The organism is Acidisphaera sp. S103, assembly GCF_009765975.1.
In the GTDB taxonomy this organism is placed as follows: domain Bacteria; phylum Pseudomonadota; class Alphaproteobacteria; order Acetobacterales; family Acetobacteraceae; genus Rhodopila.
Genome location: NZ_LMUJ01000103.1, coordinates 57,484 through 77,217 on the forward strand (window position 1 = coordinate 57,484; position 19,734 = coordinate 77,217).

Annotated in this window: 21 protein-coding genes and 1 tRNA gene; 7 read left to right on the plus strand and 15 right to left on the minus strand. The window is 63.1% G+C overall.

What is annotated here, in order from left to right; genetic code table 11:
- The 4 genes from GSQ89_RS38870 to GSQ89_RS34145 all read right to left on the minus strand — a co-directional run.
- Nucleotides 1–645, minus strand: a 645-nt coding sequence (locus GSQ89_RS38870) for a branched-chain amino acid ABC transporter permease (protein WP_216856549.1), incomplete at its 3' end; no start/stop codon positions are given.
- A 39-nt stretch (nucleotides 646–684) separates the two neighbouring features.
- Nucleotides 685–1,698, minus strand: a complete 1,014-nt coding sequence (locus GSQ89_RS34135) for a branched-chain amino acid ABC transporter permease (RefSeq protein WP_158932574.1) — start codon at nucleotides 1,696–1,698, stop codon at nucleotides 685–687.
- A 447-nt stretch (nucleotides 1,699–2,145) separates the two neighbouring features.
- Nucleotides 2,146–3,285 (minus strand): ABC transporter substrate-binding protein, encoded by a 1,140-nt coding sequence (locus tag GSQ89_RS34140; protein ID WP_158932575.1) that lies wholly within the window; start codon nucleotides 3,283–3,285, stop codon nucleotides 2,146–2,148.
- Between the two features lie 144 nt (nucleotides 3,286–3,429).
- Complete coding sequence (locus GSQ89_RS34145; RefSeq protein ID WP_158932576.1) at nucleotides 3,430–5,766, minus strand: bifunctional salicylyl-CoA 5-hydroxylase/oxidoreductase; 2,337 nt, start codon at nucleotides 5,764–5,766, stop codon at nucleotides 3,430–3,432.
- A 331-nt stretch (nucleotides 5,767–6,097) separates the two neighbouring features.
- Between GSQ89_RS34145 and GSQ89_RS34150 the strand changes: the two genes are divergently transcribed.
- Genes GSQ89_RS34150 through GSQ89_RS34165 form a run of 4 tightly spaced genes read left to right on the plus strand, consistent with a single transcriptional unit; the run spans nucleotide 6,098 to nucleotide 8,623 of the window.
- Nucleotides 6,098–6,886 (plus strand): SDR family NAD(P)-dependent oxidoreductase, encoded by a 789-nt coding sequence (locus tag GSQ89_RS34150; protein ID WP_254073508.1) that lies wholly within the window; start codon nucleotides 6,098–6,100, stop codon nucleotides 6,884–6,886.
- On the plus strand, nucleotides 6,883–7,398 hold the full coding sequence (locus GSQ89_RS34155; RefSeq protein WP_158932577.1) for a MarR family winged helix-turn-helix transcriptional regulator: 516 nt from the start codon (nucleotides 6,883–6,885) through the stop codon (nucleotides 7,396–7,398). Before GSQ89_RS34150 ends, GSQ89_RS34155 begins: the two co-directional genes overlap by 4 nt.
- Nucleotides 7,395–8,204, plus strand: a complete 810-nt coding sequence (locus GSQ89_RS34160) for an enoyl-CoA hydratase family protein (protein ID WP_158932578.1) — start codon at nucleotides 7,395–7,397, stop codon at nucleotides 8,202–8,204. The genes GSQ89_RS34155 and GSQ89_RS34160 overlap by 4 nt, the downstream gene beginning before the upstream one ends.
- A gap of 14 nt (nucleotides 8,205–8,218) precedes the next feature.
- Nucleotides 8,219–8,623, plus strand: coding sequence for a RidA family protein (locus GSQ89_RS34165; protein ID WP_254073509.1), 405 nt, complete (start codon nucleotides 8,219–8,221; stop codon nucleotides 8,621–8,623).
- 217 nt (nucleotides 8,624–8,840) lie between these two features.
- Here the strand turns inward: GSQ89_RS34165 and GSQ89_RS34170 are convergent, their stop codons facing one another.
- From GSQ89_RS34170 to GSQ89_RS34205, 8 genes are all read right to left on the minus strand, one after another.
- Entirely contained in the window at nucleotides 8,841–9,125 is a 285-nt protein-coding gene (locus GSQ89_RS34170) for a hypothetical protein (RefSeq protein WP_158932579.1), read from the minus strand.
- 278 nt (nucleotides 9,126–9,403) lie between these two features.
- On the minus strand, nucleotides 9,404–10,132 hold the full coding sequence (locus tag GSQ89_RS34175) for a hypothetical protein (protein WP_158932580.1): 729 nt from the start codon (nucleotides 10,130–10,132) through the stop codon (nucleotides 9,404–9,406).
- A 217-nt stretch (nucleotides 10,133–10,349) separates the two neighbouring features.
- Nucleotides 10,350–10,499, minus strand: coding sequence for a hypothetical protein (locus tag GSQ89_RS34180; RefSeq protein WP_158932581.1), 150 nt, complete (start codon nucleotides 10,497–10,499; stop codon nucleotides 10,350–10,352).
- A gap of 136 nt (nucleotides 10,500–10,635) precedes the next feature.
- Nucleotides 10,636–10,962: a hypothetical protein gene (locus GSQ89_RS34185; protein WP_158932582.1), complete on the minus strand. Its 327-nt coding sequence runs from the start codon at nucleotides 10,960–10,962 to the stop codon at nucleotides 10,636–10,638.
- 6 nt (nucleotides 10,963–10,968) lie between these two features.
- The gene (locus GSQ89_RS34190) at nucleotides 10,969–11,772 is read right to left on the minus strand and encodes an aspartate dehydrogenase (RefSeq protein ID WP_158932583.1); all 804 of its coding nucleotides are present in this window, start codon (nucleotides 11,770–11,772) and stop codon (nucleotides 10,969–10,971) included.
- A gap of 534 nt (nucleotides 11,773–12,306) precedes the next feature.
- A tRNA-His gene (locus GSQ89_RS34195) sits at nucleotides 12,307–12,382 on the minus strand.
- Nucleotides 12,383–12,434: 52 nt separating this feature from the next.
- Nucleotides 12,435–13,616 (minus strand): hypothetical protein, encoded by a 1,182-nt coding sequence (locus tag GSQ89_RS34200; RefSeq protein WP_158932584.1) that lies wholly within the window; start codon nucleotides 13,614–13,616, stop codon nucleotides 12,435–12,437.
- A gap of 176 nt (nucleotides 13,617–13,792) precedes the next feature.
- On the minus strand, nucleotides 13,793–14,434 hold the full coding sequence (locus GSQ89_RS34205) for an aspartate/glutamate racemase family protein (RefSeq protein ID WP_158932585.1): 642 nt from the start codon (nucleotides 14,432–14,434) through the stop codon (nucleotides 13,793–13,795).
- 197 nt (nucleotides 14,435–14,631) lie between these two features.
- Between GSQ89_RS34205 and GSQ89_RS34210 the strand changes: the two genes are divergently transcribed.
- The 3 genes from GSQ89_RS34210 to mtnA are packed head-to-tail and all read left to right on the plus strand — an operon-like array spanning nucleotide 14,632 to nucleotide 16,585.
- Nucleotides 14,632–14,988, plus strand: coding sequence for a DUF983 domain-containing protein (locus GSQ89_RS34210; RefSeq protein WP_158932586.1), 357 nt, complete (start codon nucleotides 14,632–14,634; stop codon nucleotides 14,986–14,988).
- Nucleotides 14,985–15,485, plus strand: a complete 501-nt coding sequence (locus GSQ89_RS34215) for a UPF0262 family protein (protein ID WP_158932587.1) — start codon at nucleotides 14,985–14,987, stop codon at nucleotides 15,483–15,485. Before GSQ89_RS34210 ends, GSQ89_RS34215 begins: the two co-directional genes overlap by 4 nt.
- A complete protein-coding gene (gene mtnA / locus GSQ89_RS34220; RefSeq protein WP_158932588.1) occupies nucleotides 15,482–16,585 on the plus strand; it encodes an S-methyl-5-thioribose-1-phosphate isomerase in 1,104 nt (367 codons plus the stop codon). The genes GSQ89_RS34215 and mtnA overlap by 4 nt, the downstream gene beginning before the upstream one ends.
- Here the strand turns inward: mtnA and GSQ89_RS34225 are convergent.
- From GSQ89_RS34225 to GSQ89_RS34235, 3 genes are read right to left on the minus strand one after another with little or no spacing between them, the layout of a single operon-like run.
- Entirely contained in the window at nucleotides 16,582–17,856 is a 1,275-nt protein-coding gene (locus tag GSQ89_RS34225; protein WP_158932589.1) for a hypothetical protein, read from the minus strand. The two genes, mtnA and GSQ89_RS34225, sit on opposite strands and share 4 nt — an antisense overlap.
- Nucleotides 17,853–18,530, minus strand: a complete 678-nt coding sequence (locus GSQ89_RS34230) for a bifunctional 2-polyprenyl-6-hydroxyphenol methylase/3-demethylubiquinol 3-O-methyltransferase UbiG (protein WP_158932590.1) — start codon at nucleotides 18,528–18,530, stop codon at nucleotides 17,853–17,855. The genes GSQ89_RS34225 and GSQ89_RS34230 overlap by 4 nt, the downstream gene beginning before the upstream one ends.
- Nucleotides 18,527–19,708 (minus strand): glycosyltransferase family 2 protein, encoded by a 1,182-nt coding sequence (locus GSQ89_RS34235; protein WP_158932591.1) that lies wholly within the window; start codon nucleotides 19,706–19,708, stop codon nucleotides 18,527–18,529. Before GSQ89_RS34235 ends, GSQ89_RS34230 begins: the two co-directional genes overlap by 4 nt.
- Nucleotides 19,709–19,734: the final 26 nt, after the last annotated feature.

The window sequence follows — 19,734 nt, forward strand, 5'->3', positions numbered from 1 at the left end:
GGCGACCCCCGCCAGCAAGGCGGACAAGACGAAGGTGGAACGGGCGAGGCGGGCGGTGTCGATGCCCAGGCTCTCCGCCATGATGCGGCTTTGTGCCAATGCCCGCATCGCCCGGCCGGTGCGGCTGGTCAGCAGGTTGGCGCACAGCAGCGTGGCTCCGGTCAGCACGACACCGATCAAGGCCGCTTCGACGCCTGTCGTGATGCCGGGAAACAGCGGTGGAATCTGGCCAAAGCCGTTGAAGCCTCCAAGGCCTGGCACGATACCGAACAGATAGAAGAAGCTGGCGCACCACGCGATGGTGGCCAGCGGCAGGTAGTGACCGGAAATGCGGGACGTGATGAGGCCAAGCAGGAAGGCTGTGCCACCGGTGATTGCCAGGCCGACGGGCAGGCCGGCGAGGGGCGGGTAGCCGCCGTACCGGCTCATCCAGGCGGTGGTGTAGGCGGCGAGGCCGACAAAGGTGGCATGGCCGAAGGATGTCTGTCCGCTGATGCCGCTGAGGAGCACCAGGCCGAGGGCTGCGATCGCGGCGATGCCGACGAAGCCGGCCAGGGTGGCCTCGTATTCGGACAACACGAACGGCAGGGCCGCGCAGAACAGGAGGGCGATGACGGTGAGGGTCAGGGGACGAGGCAGGGTCATGTCAACGTGCCATGACATGGGGCCGCGGGATTGAATGCCTCATGCCCGGTCCTCGGGATCGCCGCGCGAGAGGGATAGCCAAATCATCACCGGTATCAGCAGTGAGAACACGATGATGTTGCGGTATTCGCTGGCCCAGAAGCCGGAGAACGACTCCAACAGTCCGACGATGAGCGCACCCGCCGCCGCCAGCGGATACGATGCCAAGCCGCCGATGACGGCTGCAACGAACCCTTTCAGCCCGATCTCGAAGCCGGTGTCATACGATAGCGGCGTGATCGGAGCGATCAGCAGGCCGCTGACCGCCGCCGCGAAGCTGGCCAGCGCGAACGCGGCACGTCCGCTCAGGGCGTGATCGACGCCGATCAGGCGGGCACCGAGACGGTCGGAAGCGGCGGCGCGCAGGGCCTTGCCATACAACGTGCGGACGAAGAACCAGCGCAGGGCGCCGACCATAACCAGGCAGACCAGCCCGACACACAGTGACTGGCCGGAGACCTCGATCGGGCCGGTGTCGAAGCTGGCATCGGTCAAGGCGGGTGTGGAGACGCCCTCGGCTCCGAAACAGTACAGCGCGATGCCGATCAGGACGAAATGCAACGCCATGGAGACGATCAGCAACGCCAGCATCGACGATTCGCCCAGCGGTTCGTAGGCAAACCGATAAAGTAACGGACCCAGCGCGGTGACGATGATGAGAGCGAGGAACATAGTGATCGGCGTGGGCGCGCCGTAGTGGGTGGCAGCCCATGTGGCAAGCGTCAGGATGGCAGGTGCGATGCCGTATGGCACAACGGCTTTCAGGCGCCCCCGTGCGAGGGACAGCACCAGCGCGATCGCGCAGAGGACGTCGAGCAGCCACAGCGTGCCGGGAATCTGGTGACCGATCATAGCGGCCAGGGACAGGGCCGCGAACGACACCAGATCGCCCTGCGGGATGAAGATCACACGGGTAACGGTGAACGCAATCAACAGGCCAACGGCGAGCAACACGTAGATCGCGCCCGTGGTCAGGCCATCCTGCAGCAGCGCCAGAAGGATCGTTTGGTCCATCGTGGGATCAGCGTGGGCGTGGCAAGCGTGCTGCCCTTATGGCCCGGACACGCCCCAGAGGCATCGGGATAAGGAGGGTACGGAGAAGTATTGGGCTAAGCGGCAGACTCTCACCGTCATGGCCGGGCGTGTCCCGGCCATCCGCGCTTCGTCGGCCAGTGCGAAGATGGCCGGGGCACGCCCGCCCATGACGGAAGGGCCGGAGTCGGTTCGGCCAGACAATTCCCCGTCCACCACTTATCCTGATGCCTATAGGGACAAGCCCGGCCATGATGGTGACAGCACTCCGGCAGAGTAAATTTCTCTCCCCGCGATCACTATCCTGACGTCTATCGGGCTTGGCCGGGCGAGCCATGAATTTGGAGGAATCAGCTCCGAAAGTCGTGGGTGGCCGGGACAATCCCGGCCACGGCACGGGGGATGGGAGGCAAAAGACGTGAACCATGTCTACGGTATCAGCTTCCACTTTCCGTCCACGGCCTGCACCAGGACGCGGGCTCGGTCATCCATCCCATTATGGTCGGTGGGTGACATTGTATAGACACCGTGCGTACCCACCAGGTCGTGGGTCTTTTCAAGGTTGGCGCGCAGGGCGACTCGGAACGCTTCGGTGCCGGGTGTGGCGGTCGTCAGCGTCGCGGGGATGGCTCCCTGGAGCAACAGGAATGCGTCCTCGCTATAGCCGGCGAACGGGCTGACCGAGTCGGGGCCGAATTTCGCGATCAATGCCTTCATGAAGGTCGTGGCGGGTCCACGGGACAGGTTGCTGTCAGGCAACTGATCGTACACCACGACGGGGCCGGTGACCGCGATGGTGCCGTCGACGGCCGCACCACCGACACGCAGGAAGGCCGGGCTGACCATGCCATGGTTGCCATAGATCAACCCTTTGTAGCCACGCCGATGCAGTGCGATATCGGGCAGCGCGCCGGGTGTGCCGGAGCCGCCGATCATCACCGCATCAGGCTTTTTGGTCATCGCCTTCAATACCTGCGATTCGGCGGAGGTATCGGTGCGGGCGTAGCGTTCATCCGCCACCACCTTCATACCGTTCTTGTCCGCGCCGGCCTTGGTGGCGTCATACACTTGGTCGCCAAATCCGTCGGAATAGCCGATATAGGCAATGGTCTTGACGCCGCGCTGCTTCATGTCGCCAATCACCGCGTTGACCATCAGGCTGACCGGCTGCACGGCAGAGAAGCTGTAAGGGTCTTTCACCGGATCGTAGTCCATCGGCGCGATGGCGATCATCGGTACCTTCGCGGCATTGGCGATCGGCTGCACTGCGAGGTCCGAAGAGGTCAAGGTCGGCCCGATAATGGCATCGACGTGATCTTCCTCGATCATGCGCTGAGCAATCGACACCGCCTGGCTGGCGTCGGCAGCGTCGTCACGGACGATGTAGGTCACGCTTTTGCCGTCGATTTCCGTGGGGAAGGTGGCGAACGCGTTGCGGTAGCCGACACCCAGCGCGGCGGTAGGCCCGGTGATCGAAATAATCGCGCCGATTTTTATCTGCGCGACTGCCGGGGTCGCCAACAACCCGCCGAGCGTGGCAGCGATTCCGAATAGTCGAACAACTCGCATCATAACCCCCACCCATTTATGCCGACCGGCGACCGTCATGGACGATTGGGCATGCTGTCCACGTTATCCCCAGGTTTAAATCGGGGATGCCGTCACAGGCACCGCACGTCAATTCCGTCGCTGGCCGGTATTGTTTGTACCTCATCACATTGCATGGGTGGGATGGCCGCCGCCAGCCCCGCCATGGCTTTTTGGGCGCGCGCGCTTACGCAATTCCAGCAGGTCCGCCCGTTCGCGCGCGGCGCTGCGCATCAGCGCGTCGCGGCCATATTCGTACTGCACCGGACAGGGGATATCGGTGACGCCGTAATCCGCGGCGGCCCGCATCGCGAAACCGGTATCGACCAGATGCGGACGCGCCAATGCGACCAGGTCTGCTCGGCCAGCGGCGAGAATCGTGTTTATCTGATCTGCTGAGGTGATAGACCCCACGCACATCGTGGATAATCCGGTCTCGTTCCGAATCATGTCGGAGAACGGAACCTGGAACATCCGTCCGTAGACCGGTGCGGCATCCGCCACGGTCTGGCCGGTGGACACATCGATCAGGTCGCAGCCATGTGCGGCGAAGGTGCGGGCGATGATCGCGACATCGGGTTCGGAGATTCCGCCGTCGGCCCAGTCGGTGGCGGACAGGCGTACCGACATCGGCTTGTCGTCCGGCCATACCGCGCGCATCGCGTCGAACACCTCCAGCGGGAAGCGCAGGCGATTCTCGACCGAACCGCCATACATGTCGGTGCGGGTGTTGGTCAGCGGCGACAGGAAGCTGGCCAACAGGTAACCGTGCGCGCAGTGCAGTTCCAGCATGTCGAAATTACAGCTTTCGCCACGAATCGCAGCCAGCCGGAAGTCCTCCACCACGCGGTCCATGTCGGAGCGGTCCATTGCTCGGGGCACCTGGTTTTCCGGCGTGTACGGGATGGCCGAGGCGGAGATGATGGGCCAGCCGCCCTGCGGCAGCGGGCGGTCCATCCCGTCCCACATCAGCCGTGTGGCACCTTTGCGGCCGGCATGACCGAGTTGCAGGCAGATTTTCGCCGATCCGTTGGCATGGGTGAAGCTGACGATCCGCGTCCAGGCGGCTTTCTGCGCATCGTTCCAAAGGCCGGTGCAGCCGGGTGTGATGCGGGCATCGGCCGATGGGCAGGTCATTTCCGTGTAGATCAAGCCGGAGCCCCCGGTCGCACGGGCGCCATAGTGGACAAGGTGCCAGTCGGTGGGCATGCCGTCCCGAGCGCTGTACTGGCACATGGGGGAAACGACCACGCGGTTGACCAGATTCATGCCGCGCAAGCGAAACGGCTGGAACATCGGCGGCCGGTGGATGTCCAGGGGTTGCGCATTGCCGGCGACCTCGTACGCGAACAGGGCGTCCACTTCCTTGATGAAGGCTGGGGCACGCAGGGCGAGGTCGTCATAGGTGATGGCTTTCGATCGCGTCATCACGCCGAACGCAAAGCGTGTCGGGTGCATGGGCCAGAAGCGGCGGACATGTTCGAACCACACCAGGGAGACATCGGCGGCGTGCTGGATTTTCTCGACGGCTTCGCGGCGGCCGTTTTCGAAGCGGGCGAGGCTTTGTTGGATGGAACCGCCAGCCACGACGGCCGCGTGCAGCGCGATTGCGTCCTCCATCGCCAATTTGGTCCCGGAGCCGATGGAGAAATGCGCTGTGGCCTTGGCGTCGCCCAGCAGTACCACGTTGCCTTTCGTCCAGCGGGCACAGCGGATCATAGGGAATTGCCGCCATTGGCTGCGATTGGTGATCAGCTTGTGGCCGGCGAGCTCCTCGGCGAAGACGTCTTCCATGAAGCGGGCGGATTCGGCCTCGGTCGCCTGGTCCAGGCCGGCGCGGAGCAAGGTTTCCGGTTCTACTTCCAGCACCCAGGTGCTGGCGCCGCGTTCGTATTGATAGCAATGGGCGATGAAGATGCCCTCGGGGCGTTCCTTGAAGAAGAAGGTAAAGGCATCGAACGGGCGGGTGCTGCCCATCCAGGCGAAACGATTGGGCCGCAGGTCGGTATTCGGCTGGAAATGCGCTTCGTGGCGCGCGCGGATCGCGCTGTTGATGCCGTCCGCCGCGACGATCAGGTCGGCGTCCGGGAAATCCTCCGGCCTGGCTTCCGTGTTAAAGACCAGTTCGACACCCAGCGCCTTGGCACGGTCGTGCAGCAGCATCAGCAGCGTGCGGCGGGAGCAGCCGCAGAATCCGTTGCCGCCAACACGATGTACCGTGCCCCGGACATGGATTTCGACGTCGTCCCAGTAGGCGAACGCATCGGTGATGGCGTTGTAGCTGGGCTCATCGGCGGCGGCGAAGGTGTCCAGCGTCTGGTCGCTGAAGACGACGCCGAAGCCGAATGTGTCGTTGGGGCGGTTGCGCTCCACCACCGTGATATGCGTGTCCGGACGATCCCGCTTCAGCAGGATCGCGAAATACAGGCCCGCTGGGCCACCGCCGATCACCGCAACGCGCATGCGCACCTCGTGATAGTTTAGGCCTAAATAGTTTAGGCTTGAAGTATTTTGGGTGCAAGGCTTATATGTTGGCATGGGAGCATCGGGATGATCGGCGATCGGCAACCGACGGCAGAAATTCTCACTGGGAACGGGCGAGCCGTGGCGCTGCCGCCAACGCATGCAACGGAACCTCGTTTGAATGCGTCATCGAGCGGAATATTAAGCCCTCAGTTGGCCTTTCAGGGTTCGCGCCAGTTAGACCCCAATTTGTTTTGGGTAAGAACCACGGAATTCGATCGCTTCACGACTTGCTCCAAGCCGATCTTCTTCTCGCACCCCCGGCTATGACATGAATAACGCCGAAACGACGACGCACATGGGGCCATTGGTTGGACGCCACGCGCTGGTGACAGGCGGTGGGTCGGGCATCGGTCTGGCGACGGCCGCTGCCCTGACCGCATCAGGCGCGTTGGTGACGGTACTCGGCCGCCGTGAAGCCGTGTTGCGGGACGCGGTTGCGGCCGGTCATGCGGCATTTTCCGTCGTTGCGGACGTTACCGATGAGAATGCCACGATTGCCGCGGTCGCGACGGCCACCGAATCGCATGGTCCCATCCTGCTCCTGATCAACGCCGCCGGCGCCGCCGAGACCGCCCCCTTTCACAAGACCTCTATCGCGATGTTCGAGCGAATGTGGCGGGTCAACGTCACCGGTGCGATCGTCACGACGCAGGCTGTGCTGCCGGGGATGCTCGCCGCGGGATTCGGGCGTGTGATCAACATCGCCTCGACGGCATCGTTGAAAGGGTATCGCTATGTCACCGCCTACGTCACGGCGAAGCATGGGTTACTGGGATTCACCCGAGCGCTGGCACAGGATGTGGCGGGCAGCGGGGTTACTGTGAACGCGGTGTGTCCGGGCTTTACCGACACTGACCTGGTCGCCGACAGCATAGCCCGGATTGTCGCCCGCACCGGTCGCTCATCGGAGCAGGCCCTTGCCGACCTGACGCGGGGCAACCCGCTTGGCCGCCTGATCCGGCCGGAGGAAGTGGCTGCCAGCGTGGTGTATCTCTGCCAGACGGCGGCGGCTGGTGTGAATGGGCAAGCGCTCGCGGTGGATGGGGGTGAGACATGACGCCTGACGACGGCCATACCGTGGTTGATTTGGAAACCGCGTTGGCCGGGACGCCTGCGGGTCATAAGGAGGACCTGCGCCTTTGGCTGCGCATGCTGTCCTCGGTCAACCTGATCGAGGCCGAGGTTCGCCGCCGCTTCCGGGAGCATTTTGGCACTACGCTGCCGCGCTTCGACCTGATGGCGCAGCTCGACCGGGAGCCGGATGGACTGACATTGGGCGAAATCTCCCGCCGGATGATGGTGTCGAACGGCAACGTCACCGGTCTTGCCGCCAGTTTGGTCGCCGATGGTTCGGTGGAGCGGCGGGCGCACGCGACCGACCGGCGGACCCAGTTCCTGGCCCTGACGCCACACGGGCGGCGCGTCTTCGCACGTCAGTCGGCCGCGCACGAAGGTTGGATCGCGGAACTGTTCGCCGGCGTGTCGTCCCGCGACCGAGCCTCGCTGCATCGGCTGCTCGGCGCCGTCAAAACCGGTGTGCGGCAGGCATTGAACGAGGAGTCAGAATGAACCTCTCGACCTATCAGGCCACCAGCTTGGCGTTTTCCGTCGATGGTCCGGTGGCGACGCTGACCCTGAACCGGCCGAAGCGGAAGAACCCGATCACCTTCGACAGCTATGCCGAAATGGCAGCGATCTTCCAGGCCGCGGTGACCGAGGACGCGATCCGCGTCTTCGTGGTGACCGGCGCCGGCGGCAATTTCTGCTCCGGCGGCGACGTGCATGAGATAATCGGGCCGCTGCTGGACCGCGACACCAAAGGATTGATGGCTTTCACCAGCCTGACCGGATCGCTGGTCAAGGCGATGCGCGCCTGTTCGCAGCCGATCGTCGCGGCGGTGGATGGCGTGGCGGCGGGGGCCGGGGCGATCATCGCCATGGCGAGCGACATGCGGATCGGCACGCCGCGCGCTCGTGTGGCATTTCTGTTCAACCGGGTCGGGCTGGCCGGTTGTGATATGGGTGCATGCGCCATCCTGCCGCGCATTGTTGGGCAGGGACGGGCCTCCGATCTGCTCTATACCGGGCGAGCGCTTGGGGCGGAGGAAGGGCTGGCCTGGGGTTTCTTCAATCGGATCGTGCCAGCCGAGACCTTGGCGGCCGAAGCCGCAACCCTGGCCACGAGCTTGGCTGAGGGGCCGAGTTTCGCCAACGCTATGACCAAACGCATGCTGCAGATGGAATGGGCGATGTCCGTCGATCAGGCGATCGAGGCGGAAGCGGTGGCCCAAGCGCTATGCATGACGACGGGCGATTTCCGCCGGGCCTATGAGGCATTTGTTGCCAAGCGCAAGCCGGTATTCGCCGGCGACTGAGGGGAGGATGCGGCGTGAGCGAACTGACTATCCTGCAACCAGACGGTTGGCCGGCGCCGCGTGGGTACAGCAACGGGATCGCCGGGACGGGTCGCATGGTGGTGATCGGCGGGCAAATCGGCTGGGACGAACACGGCCGCTTTCCCAACGGTTTCGTTGCGCAGGTGGCACAGGCGCTCCGCAACGTCCTGGCAGTGCTGCGGCAAGCAGGTGGCGGCCCGGAACACATCGCTCGACTGACCTGGTATGTCGTCGATATCGAAGAATACCGTCAAGCTCTGCCAGCCCTGGGTGCGGTGTATCGGGAGACTTTGGGCCGCTGGTACCCGGCAATGACGCTGGTCCAGGTCGGTGCGCTGGTGGAACGCGAGGCTCGGGTGGAGATTGAGGCGACGGCGATCGTTGATCCGACGGGGTAGGTTGGCCGGGGGGGTGGGGTAGATTGCTTACCCGGGTTACCGGCGAAATCGTTGGGCGCGTGACGTCCTGATCTTCCCAACGAGCCAGCTTTTTAGGTTCATGCTTCGGTCGTGGGCTGACTTCATCAGCATCATCGATGCCGTCTCAAATGCGGTGTCGTCCTTATCACAGCCGAGTTCCGGGCGAGTTCCCTGAAACGGTCGATTTGAAGTGTAGTCACTCCTCTGCGTCGTCTTCCGGCTCTGGAATTACGTCAGGCGCGTCATAGTCGATTTTTAATTGGCGATCATCTGTCGGCAATCTCAGTTGCCAGGTCGCAATCGGATTCAAATTGCAAAGTCGAGCACGTCGAGCGAGTCCACCATCATCCGTATAGACATCCTCCACCCCTGCGACTTTGAATATTGCGATAATCTGACGGTCCAATTTGATCTTCTGATAGGCTTCCGCGGGATTTTTGGGATCTCCGGCGGCAAATACCCCGCGGTTCAGAAAGGCCAACTCGATCGCACACCTAGAATCAAAGGATGCGACTTCGAAAAGCCTGGAGCGAGCAATGATATCAAAATAAAGCTAGGCGTTTGGCCCAATCGCGGTCAACAGTTCAGCCATAGCGGGAGTCGGGATGATTATTTTCTGGCGCGACTTTCCAAGCGAATCGACCAAATATTCCGCCCGACGCTTAGGCATGACGACCGGTTGCTTATTGGCGTCTGTAGGAAGGCGGCTATTCGGATTGAGCAAAATGCTCAACATGGTGTTGTCAAAGCCGACTGGCTTCACAGAACCGACTCGCGCTCAGCCCTCAGAATATCATCGGCATTGTCAGGCCACACCACAGGGGCCGCCCGTAGCTTCTGGAACACCTCATGCAAGGCCTCGTCATCCAACGGCTCATACGCTTGCACAAGCATTTTGCTCAGCTTCCATTCGCCCGCTGGGGTTCGGTCCCAACTACCGATGCCGGTTACCCGGATTGGCTCGAACAGAAGCTTTGCCATTGCCTTGGCCAACGTCTTTGGCGCACTGAATCCGGAAAAAACGTCGCCCGAGACATCTTGCATTTGGATGGGAATGAATTCGGCAACCCCACCCACCTTGGTTAAGGAGCCCTCAAAGCTACTTGCTTGTCGGATACCGGAGATCGTGCCGGTATCATCGGGTGTAGGCGGGAAATCCAGAATAATGCCGGTGCGGTCGTTCAGGCTTGCAGACTGACCACCATCCTTTCTGACCATCTGGCGTATTTGGCTATACGCACGCCTTTGCGTGATGGTGCCACGTCCGCTTCGAACGGCGGTTATGTTGTCCCGCGCTTGGATCGCGACGGGAATGGGCATTTTGAAGACGGGTTTCGTGCTGGAAGACCGAATATGCACTAGATGCATATCCTCGGGCACACCGACGACATCCGCGATTTGCTGCAAGTATTGGAGCAGCCGATCGAGGGGCATGGTTTCCGGCGTATAGGCCGGAATTACGAACTCCATCTCTTCAAAATCTGCCATCTTCAGTGGAATCTAGGGAAAGAGACGACCGCATGCAAGCGGCATGAGGGCGCCTCTCGGGTTGCAATCAACGTCCAAAACAAATGGCCGATCAGGATATATGCCCCCGCCCTCCCTTACCGCCTTTGCTGAACTTGGAAAATATAATATTGCCGCGCTACTCAGCACAAAAGCCACCAAAAGCTGGCCTCTGTTTCAACCTTCGGAAAAGCGAATTTCATTCGCCGCCAATGAACCGGCCACCCGGGCTATTAGCGGTGTTGTCGTAAGACCCGTGGTGGTTGCTGTAGACTGCTGCCGAGGCCATCTGGGCGATGTCGGCACTGAGGCTGAGAACAGTCAGCGCGGCGAGGAAGATGTTTTCCATCTGGATTCTCCATCTGGGGTCGGGCGGAATGTCCGGCTGCCTTAGAAAGCAGGGTGGTCTTACGCACTACGAATGATAATCTGGTTTTTTGTATGGGATTTATGCGTTAACCGATGAAGAAGGCGCTGCTTCCGCGTCAGGAATGGTCAGGGAACTGGAATGCAACCAAAGCCAGGACCAGCGCGATCGCCCAGGCCAGGTAGATCGCGATCAGCAGGTCCCGTGATTTCAGCCGCCGAGCCAGCCACCATCCTGACGGGGCGCCAAGCGCAATGGCGGCACCGGTTGCCGGCCAGCCAAACGTGTCGCCGGCGTAGATCGCCATGACGAAGCCGACGATCATCGCGATGAACACCGGCGGGATGCAGGCCAGGATCAGCATCTCGTGCCGCATCAGGGCGCTGGCGACGATCACGAAGCCAAACAGCGCCAGTGTCGGCAAATAGGCGAGGGCTTCCTCCACGCGGGTTCAGCTACCCACTTTCAGCGTCGACACCAGACCACGCAGGCACGCCAGCACGGATAGTGGGGTCAGCAGGCCGGTTTTGGGATTCTCGGGGGTCGGCACGTTTTCGATCGTCATGGTGAAGCGTGCGGCCTCGGCTTCGACGCGGATCGTGTGGGTGTTCCGGATAACCCCGGGATCGGCCCAGATGCGGACCTGCGTGCGGATCGGCCCGATGCCCGCCAGGGCCAAGGCGGCAGCCACGTTGACGTTGGCGGGAAAACCGGCGGCGGCGTCCAGGGCGTTGCCCTCGAACACCAGCAACGGCTGGGCCAGGTCCATCACGTCGATGCGGTGCTTTTCCAGATAGGGTGCGCCGATCAGGCCCATCGGCGGCTTGCGGGTCTCAATCGTGATGCTGTCGATCGGTCCCTCGGCCGCGGCGCGCACGGCGTCCAGGCCCAGTAGCGCACCGGTCGGCACGACAATGCGGGCACCGGTTTGGCGGGCCAGCTTGGCCAGGTGCATGCGGGGTAGTAATGCGCCAACCGAGGCGGGGATGAAAATCCGCCCGGCTTCCAGGGCCGGCAGGGCGATCCGCTCGAAGATCGATGCCGGCGCGGCCTCCACCACGATGTCGGCTTCGGCCAGTTCGGGAATTTCGACGATGCGCGGCATCGATTGGAATCCGGCCAAACTGGCTCGGGTTTTGACCGGATCGCGGCCTGCCACGGCGATCAGCCGCAAGCCGTCCACGCCGGCATCGAGTGCGCGGGCCAACGGCAATCCGATAGCGCCCAGGCCAGCGATCCCGACGGTCTTGCTCATGCTTTCAACCCTTTCGGTGGGCCGATCCTTGCCCGGTTCATTGTGAAGCGCAACACTTTCCAAACGAAACCGTCGCGCCTTTTTTTGTTCAGGAGGGCGATCGCAGGCGGTTGGCGTTATCGGAGACCTGCATCGCTCTCTGTCATCAATACATGCGGTTGTCTGTGCCCGAACGAGATCGCCGCGGGTGTTAACATTAGCGAAAGGATCGCCGGCACGCACGTCTAAATCCGCATAATCCGCGTGACGCATACTGATACGTTCAGCGAAATCACCGGCCCGTCGGAAACCGGGCATTGATGGCCGATCACACAACATATCCGCGCAGGCAGATGGTCAAACAGCGATCAAATAGTGCCGGACTCCCTGGCTGGACACGCAAGAAGACGTGGCGCCAACCGTGTGGCAAAGCCGCGTGGTGGGAACAGTGTGTGTCGCCGGAGGAGGTCATGCCGCGGGAGGCCGCCAATCCGGTGCGCCCCACCGCCTGACAGGTTCAGGCCGGCGGTTCGGTTCCCGATCATGAGAGGGGGGTGGGGCGAGCAACGGGACTCGAACCCGTGACATCCAAGACCACAACCTGGCGCTCTACCAACTGAGCTATGCCCGCCATCCAGGGGGCGGCGTTTAGGCTGGTTGGCATGTCCACGTCAAGTTTGGCGTCAGGTTCGGGGTTCCGGCGGGTAGGGCCGATAACCGCGGACCCTGCCGATGGCCGCGTAGTGGTGCTCGAGATCCAGGTAGTCGCCCTGTGCGACCTCGAACGCGGCGAGCGGGTATTGCCCGGCATACCAGGCCGGGTCGAACCGCATGGGGGAACGCCGTTCCGGAAACCCATGCCGGGCAAAATGCGCGCGCCCGAACCCCGGCCCCAGGTTCTGGGCGGCCGCGACGGCGGCCAGATCCTTGTTGACGTCTATGTAGAAGGCTTCATCGAACACGGCGAGGGCCTGGTTAAGGTCGCGCGGGAAGCGTGGCGCGGCGGCGAATTGCTGGCGCAGCGTCTCGTGCGGCATTTGCCGCCAATAGGGCGCGATCTGCCGGTGCGCCTCGGCGTGACGTTCCTGCGGGATGGCGTAATTGATGGGGAAGAGAAATAATTTATAGCGGGCGTCGCCGAACGGCAGCAAATCGACGTTTGATTTCTGCATCGGATTGTACAGGCCGCTGACGGCCAGAAAGATGTTGTCGGCGCTGCGCGACAGCCAAGCCGCGAGCCAGTTGAACGTCGAGACCCCGATAACGAGGTTCTGCGATTGCCGGATCGTTTCGAACTCGACGAGCGGATCGGGATTGTGGTCGCGAACGATCGCCTCGGGGAACGCTTTCCTGATCCTGTCCATGTACAGGCACGGGTGCGTCTGGCCGACGAAGACAGGCCGCAGGCCGGTCAGGTCGGCGACCTCGCGGTAGAATTCCACGGGCGTCAGCACGTAGTCGGGGTGCGGCGCATGCAGGATGTCCTCGGCGCGGATGGGGCAGACGAGGTATTCCGGGCCATAGCCCATTGGTTCGGTAAACGGCGACACGAAGACATCCTGGTACCGTTCGGAGGGCAGAAAATTCTCCATCCGCTGGCCGAAACCGGTCCATTCGACGCGCCTGATCCTGGCTGACCATGTCATATCGGCGAGGGCTGGCAGATCGATATGCTGTTCCCGTTTCTCGACGGCAACGGGGCCGGGCGAGTCGATCGGCGGGTGGTCGATACCCCAGGCTGGCATGCTGATGTTTGAAATCCGGCAGCCCTTGACCATGTGCGCGAATTTCAACGCGACCATGTATTCGATCATCAAATTCGCCAGCCGCCCCGCCGGGTTCAGGTGGAACACAGGGCCGTCCATGTCTTGGGCTCCGTCATGTTGCCGGTTGGGGTCGTTGTATCAAATCCGGATTGATACCGACTCCCTCGGGTGGGCCAATTCCCCCATTCGTCATTCCGGGGTCAAGCCTCGTTTTGTCCGCCGGGGCTTTTGAGCGTGGCGGGTCATGGCGTGACGGTTGCGGCGCCGATCGGCGGTCAGGCGGCCAGGGCGATCATGGCCAACCCGACGGCTGCCTGAGCCGGCTCGATCACCGGCAGTCGCACCGCGTCCTGGATTGCTGTCCTGTGATGCGCCATGCCGGTGCAGCCCAGGATCAGTGTCTCGGCCCCCATTGCCGCGAGGTCCCGCCCGGCCCCGATCAGGGCCTCGCGCGCCGCGTCCGGGTCCAGCAGCGTGTCCATCGGCAGGTTCAACGCCACTTCCCCCGCCAGCCGGTCTGCCAGCCCCATCGCCCGAAGCCCGAGGCGGTGCCGGGCCTTGGAGGACTCGACAAGGGCGATGACGCCGAATTTTTCCGCGCGCGCCACCGCGGCGGCCACTGCAGAGCGGAAGATCCCCAGGACCGGCCGGGTGGTGACCGCGCGCACTGCCTCGATCCCCGGATCGGAGGCGCAGGCGATGACGTAGGCGTCGGCGTCCGTCCGCTCCACCAGCCGGCACATCGGGTCCACCACCGCGTGCCAGTCCCGCCAGGAATAGATTGCGGGCGGCCCTTCCTGCAGCGTCACGACGTCCACGGCCGGGCCGCCAGCGTGGCGGAACGGGGCCAGAACAGCGGAAATTCCCGCGGAACAGGCCTCGGAGGAATTCGGATTGATCACCAGAATACGTGCCATGCGCTTAGTTTTCCGCCCCTGGCGGTTGGGATCAAGTGACCCGATATGGTGTTGCGCCGCAGCAAGGGCTATTCTGCGGCGTGGTTGACCGCCCGAGCGTTGTTGTCCCGGCCGGTGATCGGAAGGATCTGAATATGACCCCTGTTTCCTGGCAGCCTGACCGGTCTGCTGACCCCGGCTCCTGGCCCCACCCGCCCATGACGACTGCGATCGGCCGAGGCCTGCTGGGCCGCTGCCCGGCCTGCGGCAAGTCGCATCTGTTCAACAGCTTCCTGCGCGTCGTCTCCGAATGTTCCAACTGCGGCGCCCCGCTCGGCCTGGTACGCGCCGATGACGTGCCGCCCTATATCACCATCCTGATCACCGGCCACATCATCGTGCCGTTGCTGTTCATGGTCGATCGCATGGGCGAACCGCCGATCTGGTTGATGTCCGCCATTTTCCTGCCGCTGACGCTGCTTTTGACCATCGGCCTGCTGCAGCCGATCAAGGGCGGCGTCGTGGGCATCATGATGAACCTGAACATGCTGAAAAGCGACCCCGCCGCGACATGACCGGTTCGGCCGCCACCGCGTCTCGCCTGGATAGCGTTGTCCTGGATGGCGAATCGCCCAACAACCTGTCCCCGTATATCGAGGCGGATCGTGAACAGGCGGTGGCGGACCTGGCGGCGGCCAACCATTTCGCCCCGCTGATCGGTATCGACCGTCCTGGCCCGTACGCGCTGCATCTGTCGATCCAGGAAGGCCGCCTGATCTTCGACATCCGCGACGCCGCGGATGCGCCATTGACCGCGGTCGGCTTGGCGCTGGGACCCTTCCGGCGGCTGATGAAAGACTACCAGATGCTGGTGGACAGCCACATCAAAGCGGTCGAGGAAGGCCGCGAACAGCGCATCCAGGCCATCGATGTGGGCCGGCGCGGCCTGCACAACGAAGGTGCCGAACTGATGACCCAGCGCCTCGCCGAGAAGATCGACATCGATTTCGACACCGCCCGCCGGCTGTTCACCCTGGTCTGCGTGCTGCATCAACGGGTCTCCTCACGATGAAAATAGATGGCACCGCTTATCGCAGCGTCTGGGTTGACGCCGGCGACCGCTGGTCGGTCCATATCCTGGACCAGACCAGGCTGCCCTGGTCGCTGGAGGTGCTGCGGCTGACCTCGCGCGATGAGGCGGCGCACGCGATCAAGTCGATGCAGACCCGCGGTGCCCCGCTGATCGGCGCCGTCGCCGCGTACGGGCTGTGCCTCGCCTTGCGTGCCGACGCCTCCACCGACGCGATGGAGCGCGATGCGGCGCTACTGAACGCGACCCGCCCGACGGCGGTCAACCTGCGCTGGGCGCTGGATCGGATGCTGACGCGGCTGCGCAACACGCCGGCGTCCGACCGCGTCGCCGTCGCCTACGCCGAGGCCGCCCTGATCGCCGACGAGGACGCCGCCCAGAATGAGGCGATCGGCGGTCATGGACTGCCCCTGATCGAGGCCGCTGTCCGCCCCGGCCGGCCGGTGAACGTGCTGACCCATTGCAACGCCGGCTGGCTGGCCACGGTGGATTGGGGTACGGCTTTGTCGCCGATCTATACCGCGCACAACGCCGGCATCGACCTGCATGTCTGGGTGGACGAAACCCGCCCGCGCAACCAGGGTGCCGCGCTGACCGCGTGGGAACTGGGCAAGCACGGCGTCCCGCACACCGTCGTGGCGGACAACGCCGGTGGCCATTTCATGCAGCACGGCATGGTCGACCTGGTGATCGTCGGTGCCGACCGGGTGTCCCGCACCGGCGACGCCGCCAACAAGATCGGCACTTACCTGAAGGCGCTCGCCGCGCACGACAACAGCGTTCCGTTCTGGGTGGCGATGCCGTCGTCGACGATCGACTGGACGTTGGCCGACGGCGTGGCCGACATCCCGATCGAGGAGCGATCCGCGTCCGAGGTCACCGACATGACCGGACGGTTGCCCGATGGCTCGATCGCCACGATGCGGATCGTTGCCGCCGACAGTCCCGCCGCCAACCCGGCGTTCGACGTCACGCCGGCCAGGCTGGTGACCGGACTGATCACCGAACGCGGCCGGTGTTCGGCGTCGGCGGAGGGGCTGCTGGGATTGTATCCCGAACGGCGGGCCGGGTCCTCGATTTAACGATTTCGGCGGCGATCGTCCGCGATTTCAACGTCAATAGGCCCGGCACGTCTGCCGCCAACCGCGATCAGCAGGGTTTTCAGCGCCATACTTTCGCGGAATTGGGCCAACAGGAGTGCGGACAGGACAGACACAAGGACCCACCAGACGCATTGGTCGGTCAGCCACAGGTACACGTCCACGCGGTTCTGCGATGCTCGGAGCGCGCTGCCCCACATTGCCCAGAGGACCAGGCCGACGGCCATGTGCGCGATCCTGTCGTTTGCGTTTTCGGCAAGAGCCAGCAGGGCCGGAAGGACGAACAACAGATGAATCGCTCGGTACTGGTTGCTTTCGCCTGCCAGGAAGCAGCCAACCATAAGGATGGAGCCCACGGTGAGAAAAACCTGTTTCGCATCGCACATGCGCGTCAGGCCAGGCTGCAGCTTGTATGACCAATGGAATGCCCAGCGGGCCATCACCCCAACCAGGGCGGCTTCGATCAGGACCCTGGACCACATGGGCCAATGCATGTTCAAAGCGAAAACGGCTGGAATGTTGCCGGCGCCGAAACTATCGACCGTACCGGTTGGTACCAACCGCAGCCCGCGGATGAGGTTGACCCGATCAGGCAGAAAGCACGCCACCGCAACCGCCAGGGACAGCACCACGATCACGACGCAGCGCGACCATCGCTCTCGCCACGCCAGGATCAGCAGCGTCAGCGGATAAAACTTCAAGACCGCGCCCAAAACCGCGAATGCATGACCAAGCCGCCGCAGCCGCGACGAACGCAATGCCAGCCATCCCGCCAGTATGGCGAACATAAAGACCAGCACATCGTTATTGCCACGTTCCAGCGCGTAGCCCACGGCGGGGGAGATCGCGGCGAAAGTCATGATGACGGAGTCGATCGGCCGCCGGACGGGCGGTAGCATCGTCAGGCTGACGATGAACGTCAGATCCAGTGCCAATCCGATAGGCCCCGTCCAGGACGTGGTGATCGGCAGCAGATCCAGGTGCAGCCAGGCCGGCGCATAGACATGCAGGCGCCCGCCGACGTCGCACGGATTGGTTACGTAAACGTCGATCCCGCGCCGGTAACACTCAACCGCCGATAAAATCGCGTGGGTATCCAGGAACGGAAACCGGTACGCGTTGAAGCCCATCAGCCAGAACAATGTCGTGTATGCCTGACGGGCGCCCACCAGCCACAGCGTGGCAGCCACCAGAAACAACGTACCTGCGGCCGCGGCTGGAATCAGCCGGCGGACAGCGGATGCGCCTGTCATGGATGGCTCCAGACGCCCAACACGCTTTTGCCCACACGATAAGAGAGCAGCCGGTCGATCACGCGCGACATCGGCACCATCGCCTGGTCCCACAACCGAATCTGTCCGGCGGTCGGCATGGACGACCGGAGCACCAGCCGATTGGCGAGGGACGCAAGAAATCCAACCGAGTCGAGCAGGAGCAGGCATTCCAGTCGCCCCTCGGCGGGCCCGATCCGTCGAAGCCCGCTTCGGCCATATCGGCGAAAATGGCCTATCGCCGCATCAAACGGGCTGAACAGGAATTGATGGGCCGGCACCAGAACGATCAGCCGGCCGCCGGGCAAAAGGTGCCGAAACGCGCGCTCCAGCTCCGCTGCGTCGTCTTCGATGTGTTCGACCACATCCAGATACAGGATCGCATCGAACTGTTCGGACGGATCCAACGCGTCCAATGTGCCGACAATGGTACGGGATGCGCCGGTTACCTGCCGGAGCAGATCGGCGTCGGGTTCCAGTGCGACCCATTGCTTGACCGGATCGGCGAACAGCAGGGGCAGATTGCTGCCGATGCCGGCGCCGACGTCCAGAACCCGCGGCCCGAGCCAGGGGCGTAACAGCGTGGCCACATAGGACTTCCAGTGGCGTGCCTCGGCGAACAGCGACAGTTCGGAGCCGGCATAATGCTCGCTCATGCGCTGGGCACGGTCTGTGGAAGGATGACTTCCCGCTCAACGATGAAGGAGGCCGCGTCGATGATAGGCATCATCGGACGCTGGCTCCGGCTGCTGAGCACGACGAAGGTCGTGGCGACGATCACCACCAGCATTTGCGCCAGCATGATCGCCAGATCGCCGAAGACCGTGCTGGCCCAGCCGGGAATGGCAAGATCCGTCAGGAAGCGAATGGCCGCCACGGCGAGCATCAGCAGCAGCATCAGACCGCTGGCGGCGATGGCACCGAGGAGGACGCGAACGAATATGACCTCGGAGAAGACGGACATGGCGCTGAGGCCATGGACGACCAATCCGGCCAGGTTCATCTGCGACTGCCCGGCATAGCGCCGGCCGCGCGGCAATGGGACCGCGACGGTACCAAGCCGTGACCGCATGATCGCGGCGGGTAGATTGTTCCAGAGGTCCGGCATGCGGACCAGGCGCCTGACCGCAGCGATCGGCAGCACCGAGAAGTTGCCGAAATCGATCCCGCGGCCGGTGAGCAGCCAGAACAGCCATTTGTAAATCTGGTAGCCAATCTTGAATCCCGTGCTCTCTGACCGTTCCGAGCGCCGTGCCAGCACGGCTTTACCGGGGTTCTGGAGACTGGCAGCCAGAAGTGTGGCGATGTCCTCGGGCCGATCCTCGCCATCGCAATCCATGACCACGACCGTTGCGATATCCCCGCGTTGGGCGAGAACGGACAGACCGACGGCGATGGCACGCTGATGACCGAGATTCACGGCAAGATGCACCACCTCGACACTGCGGATCGCCGTGGCGTTCGTTTCGGGAAGGCCGTTGAATGTGAAACCGGTTTGGGAGCCGTCGTTGACGGCCAGGATGTGAAAGCGGGGTTCATTGCTGCCGTATCGGCGGGCGATTTCCTCCAACAGGCGAGAAAATGACATCCAATCGTTCAGGACGGGGGTGACGATGGCGATCTCACCGGCCAATTGGGGACCCTTCACGGATGTCGAAGCGGTTGAATGCCGCGCTTCCCCTGATTCTTGCAAACTGATTCGGGACTGGCTTACCGCCCTGGGAAACACCGCTTCCCACGCATCCGCATGATGGATCGGATCGTGGAACCCGGCGCCCGGCTGCGTCTTGCCGGCATAAAAAGTCGGCTCCGGTAAGGTTTTGTTAATCGCCATCCGCCACTCTGCGCCGCGATATGCAA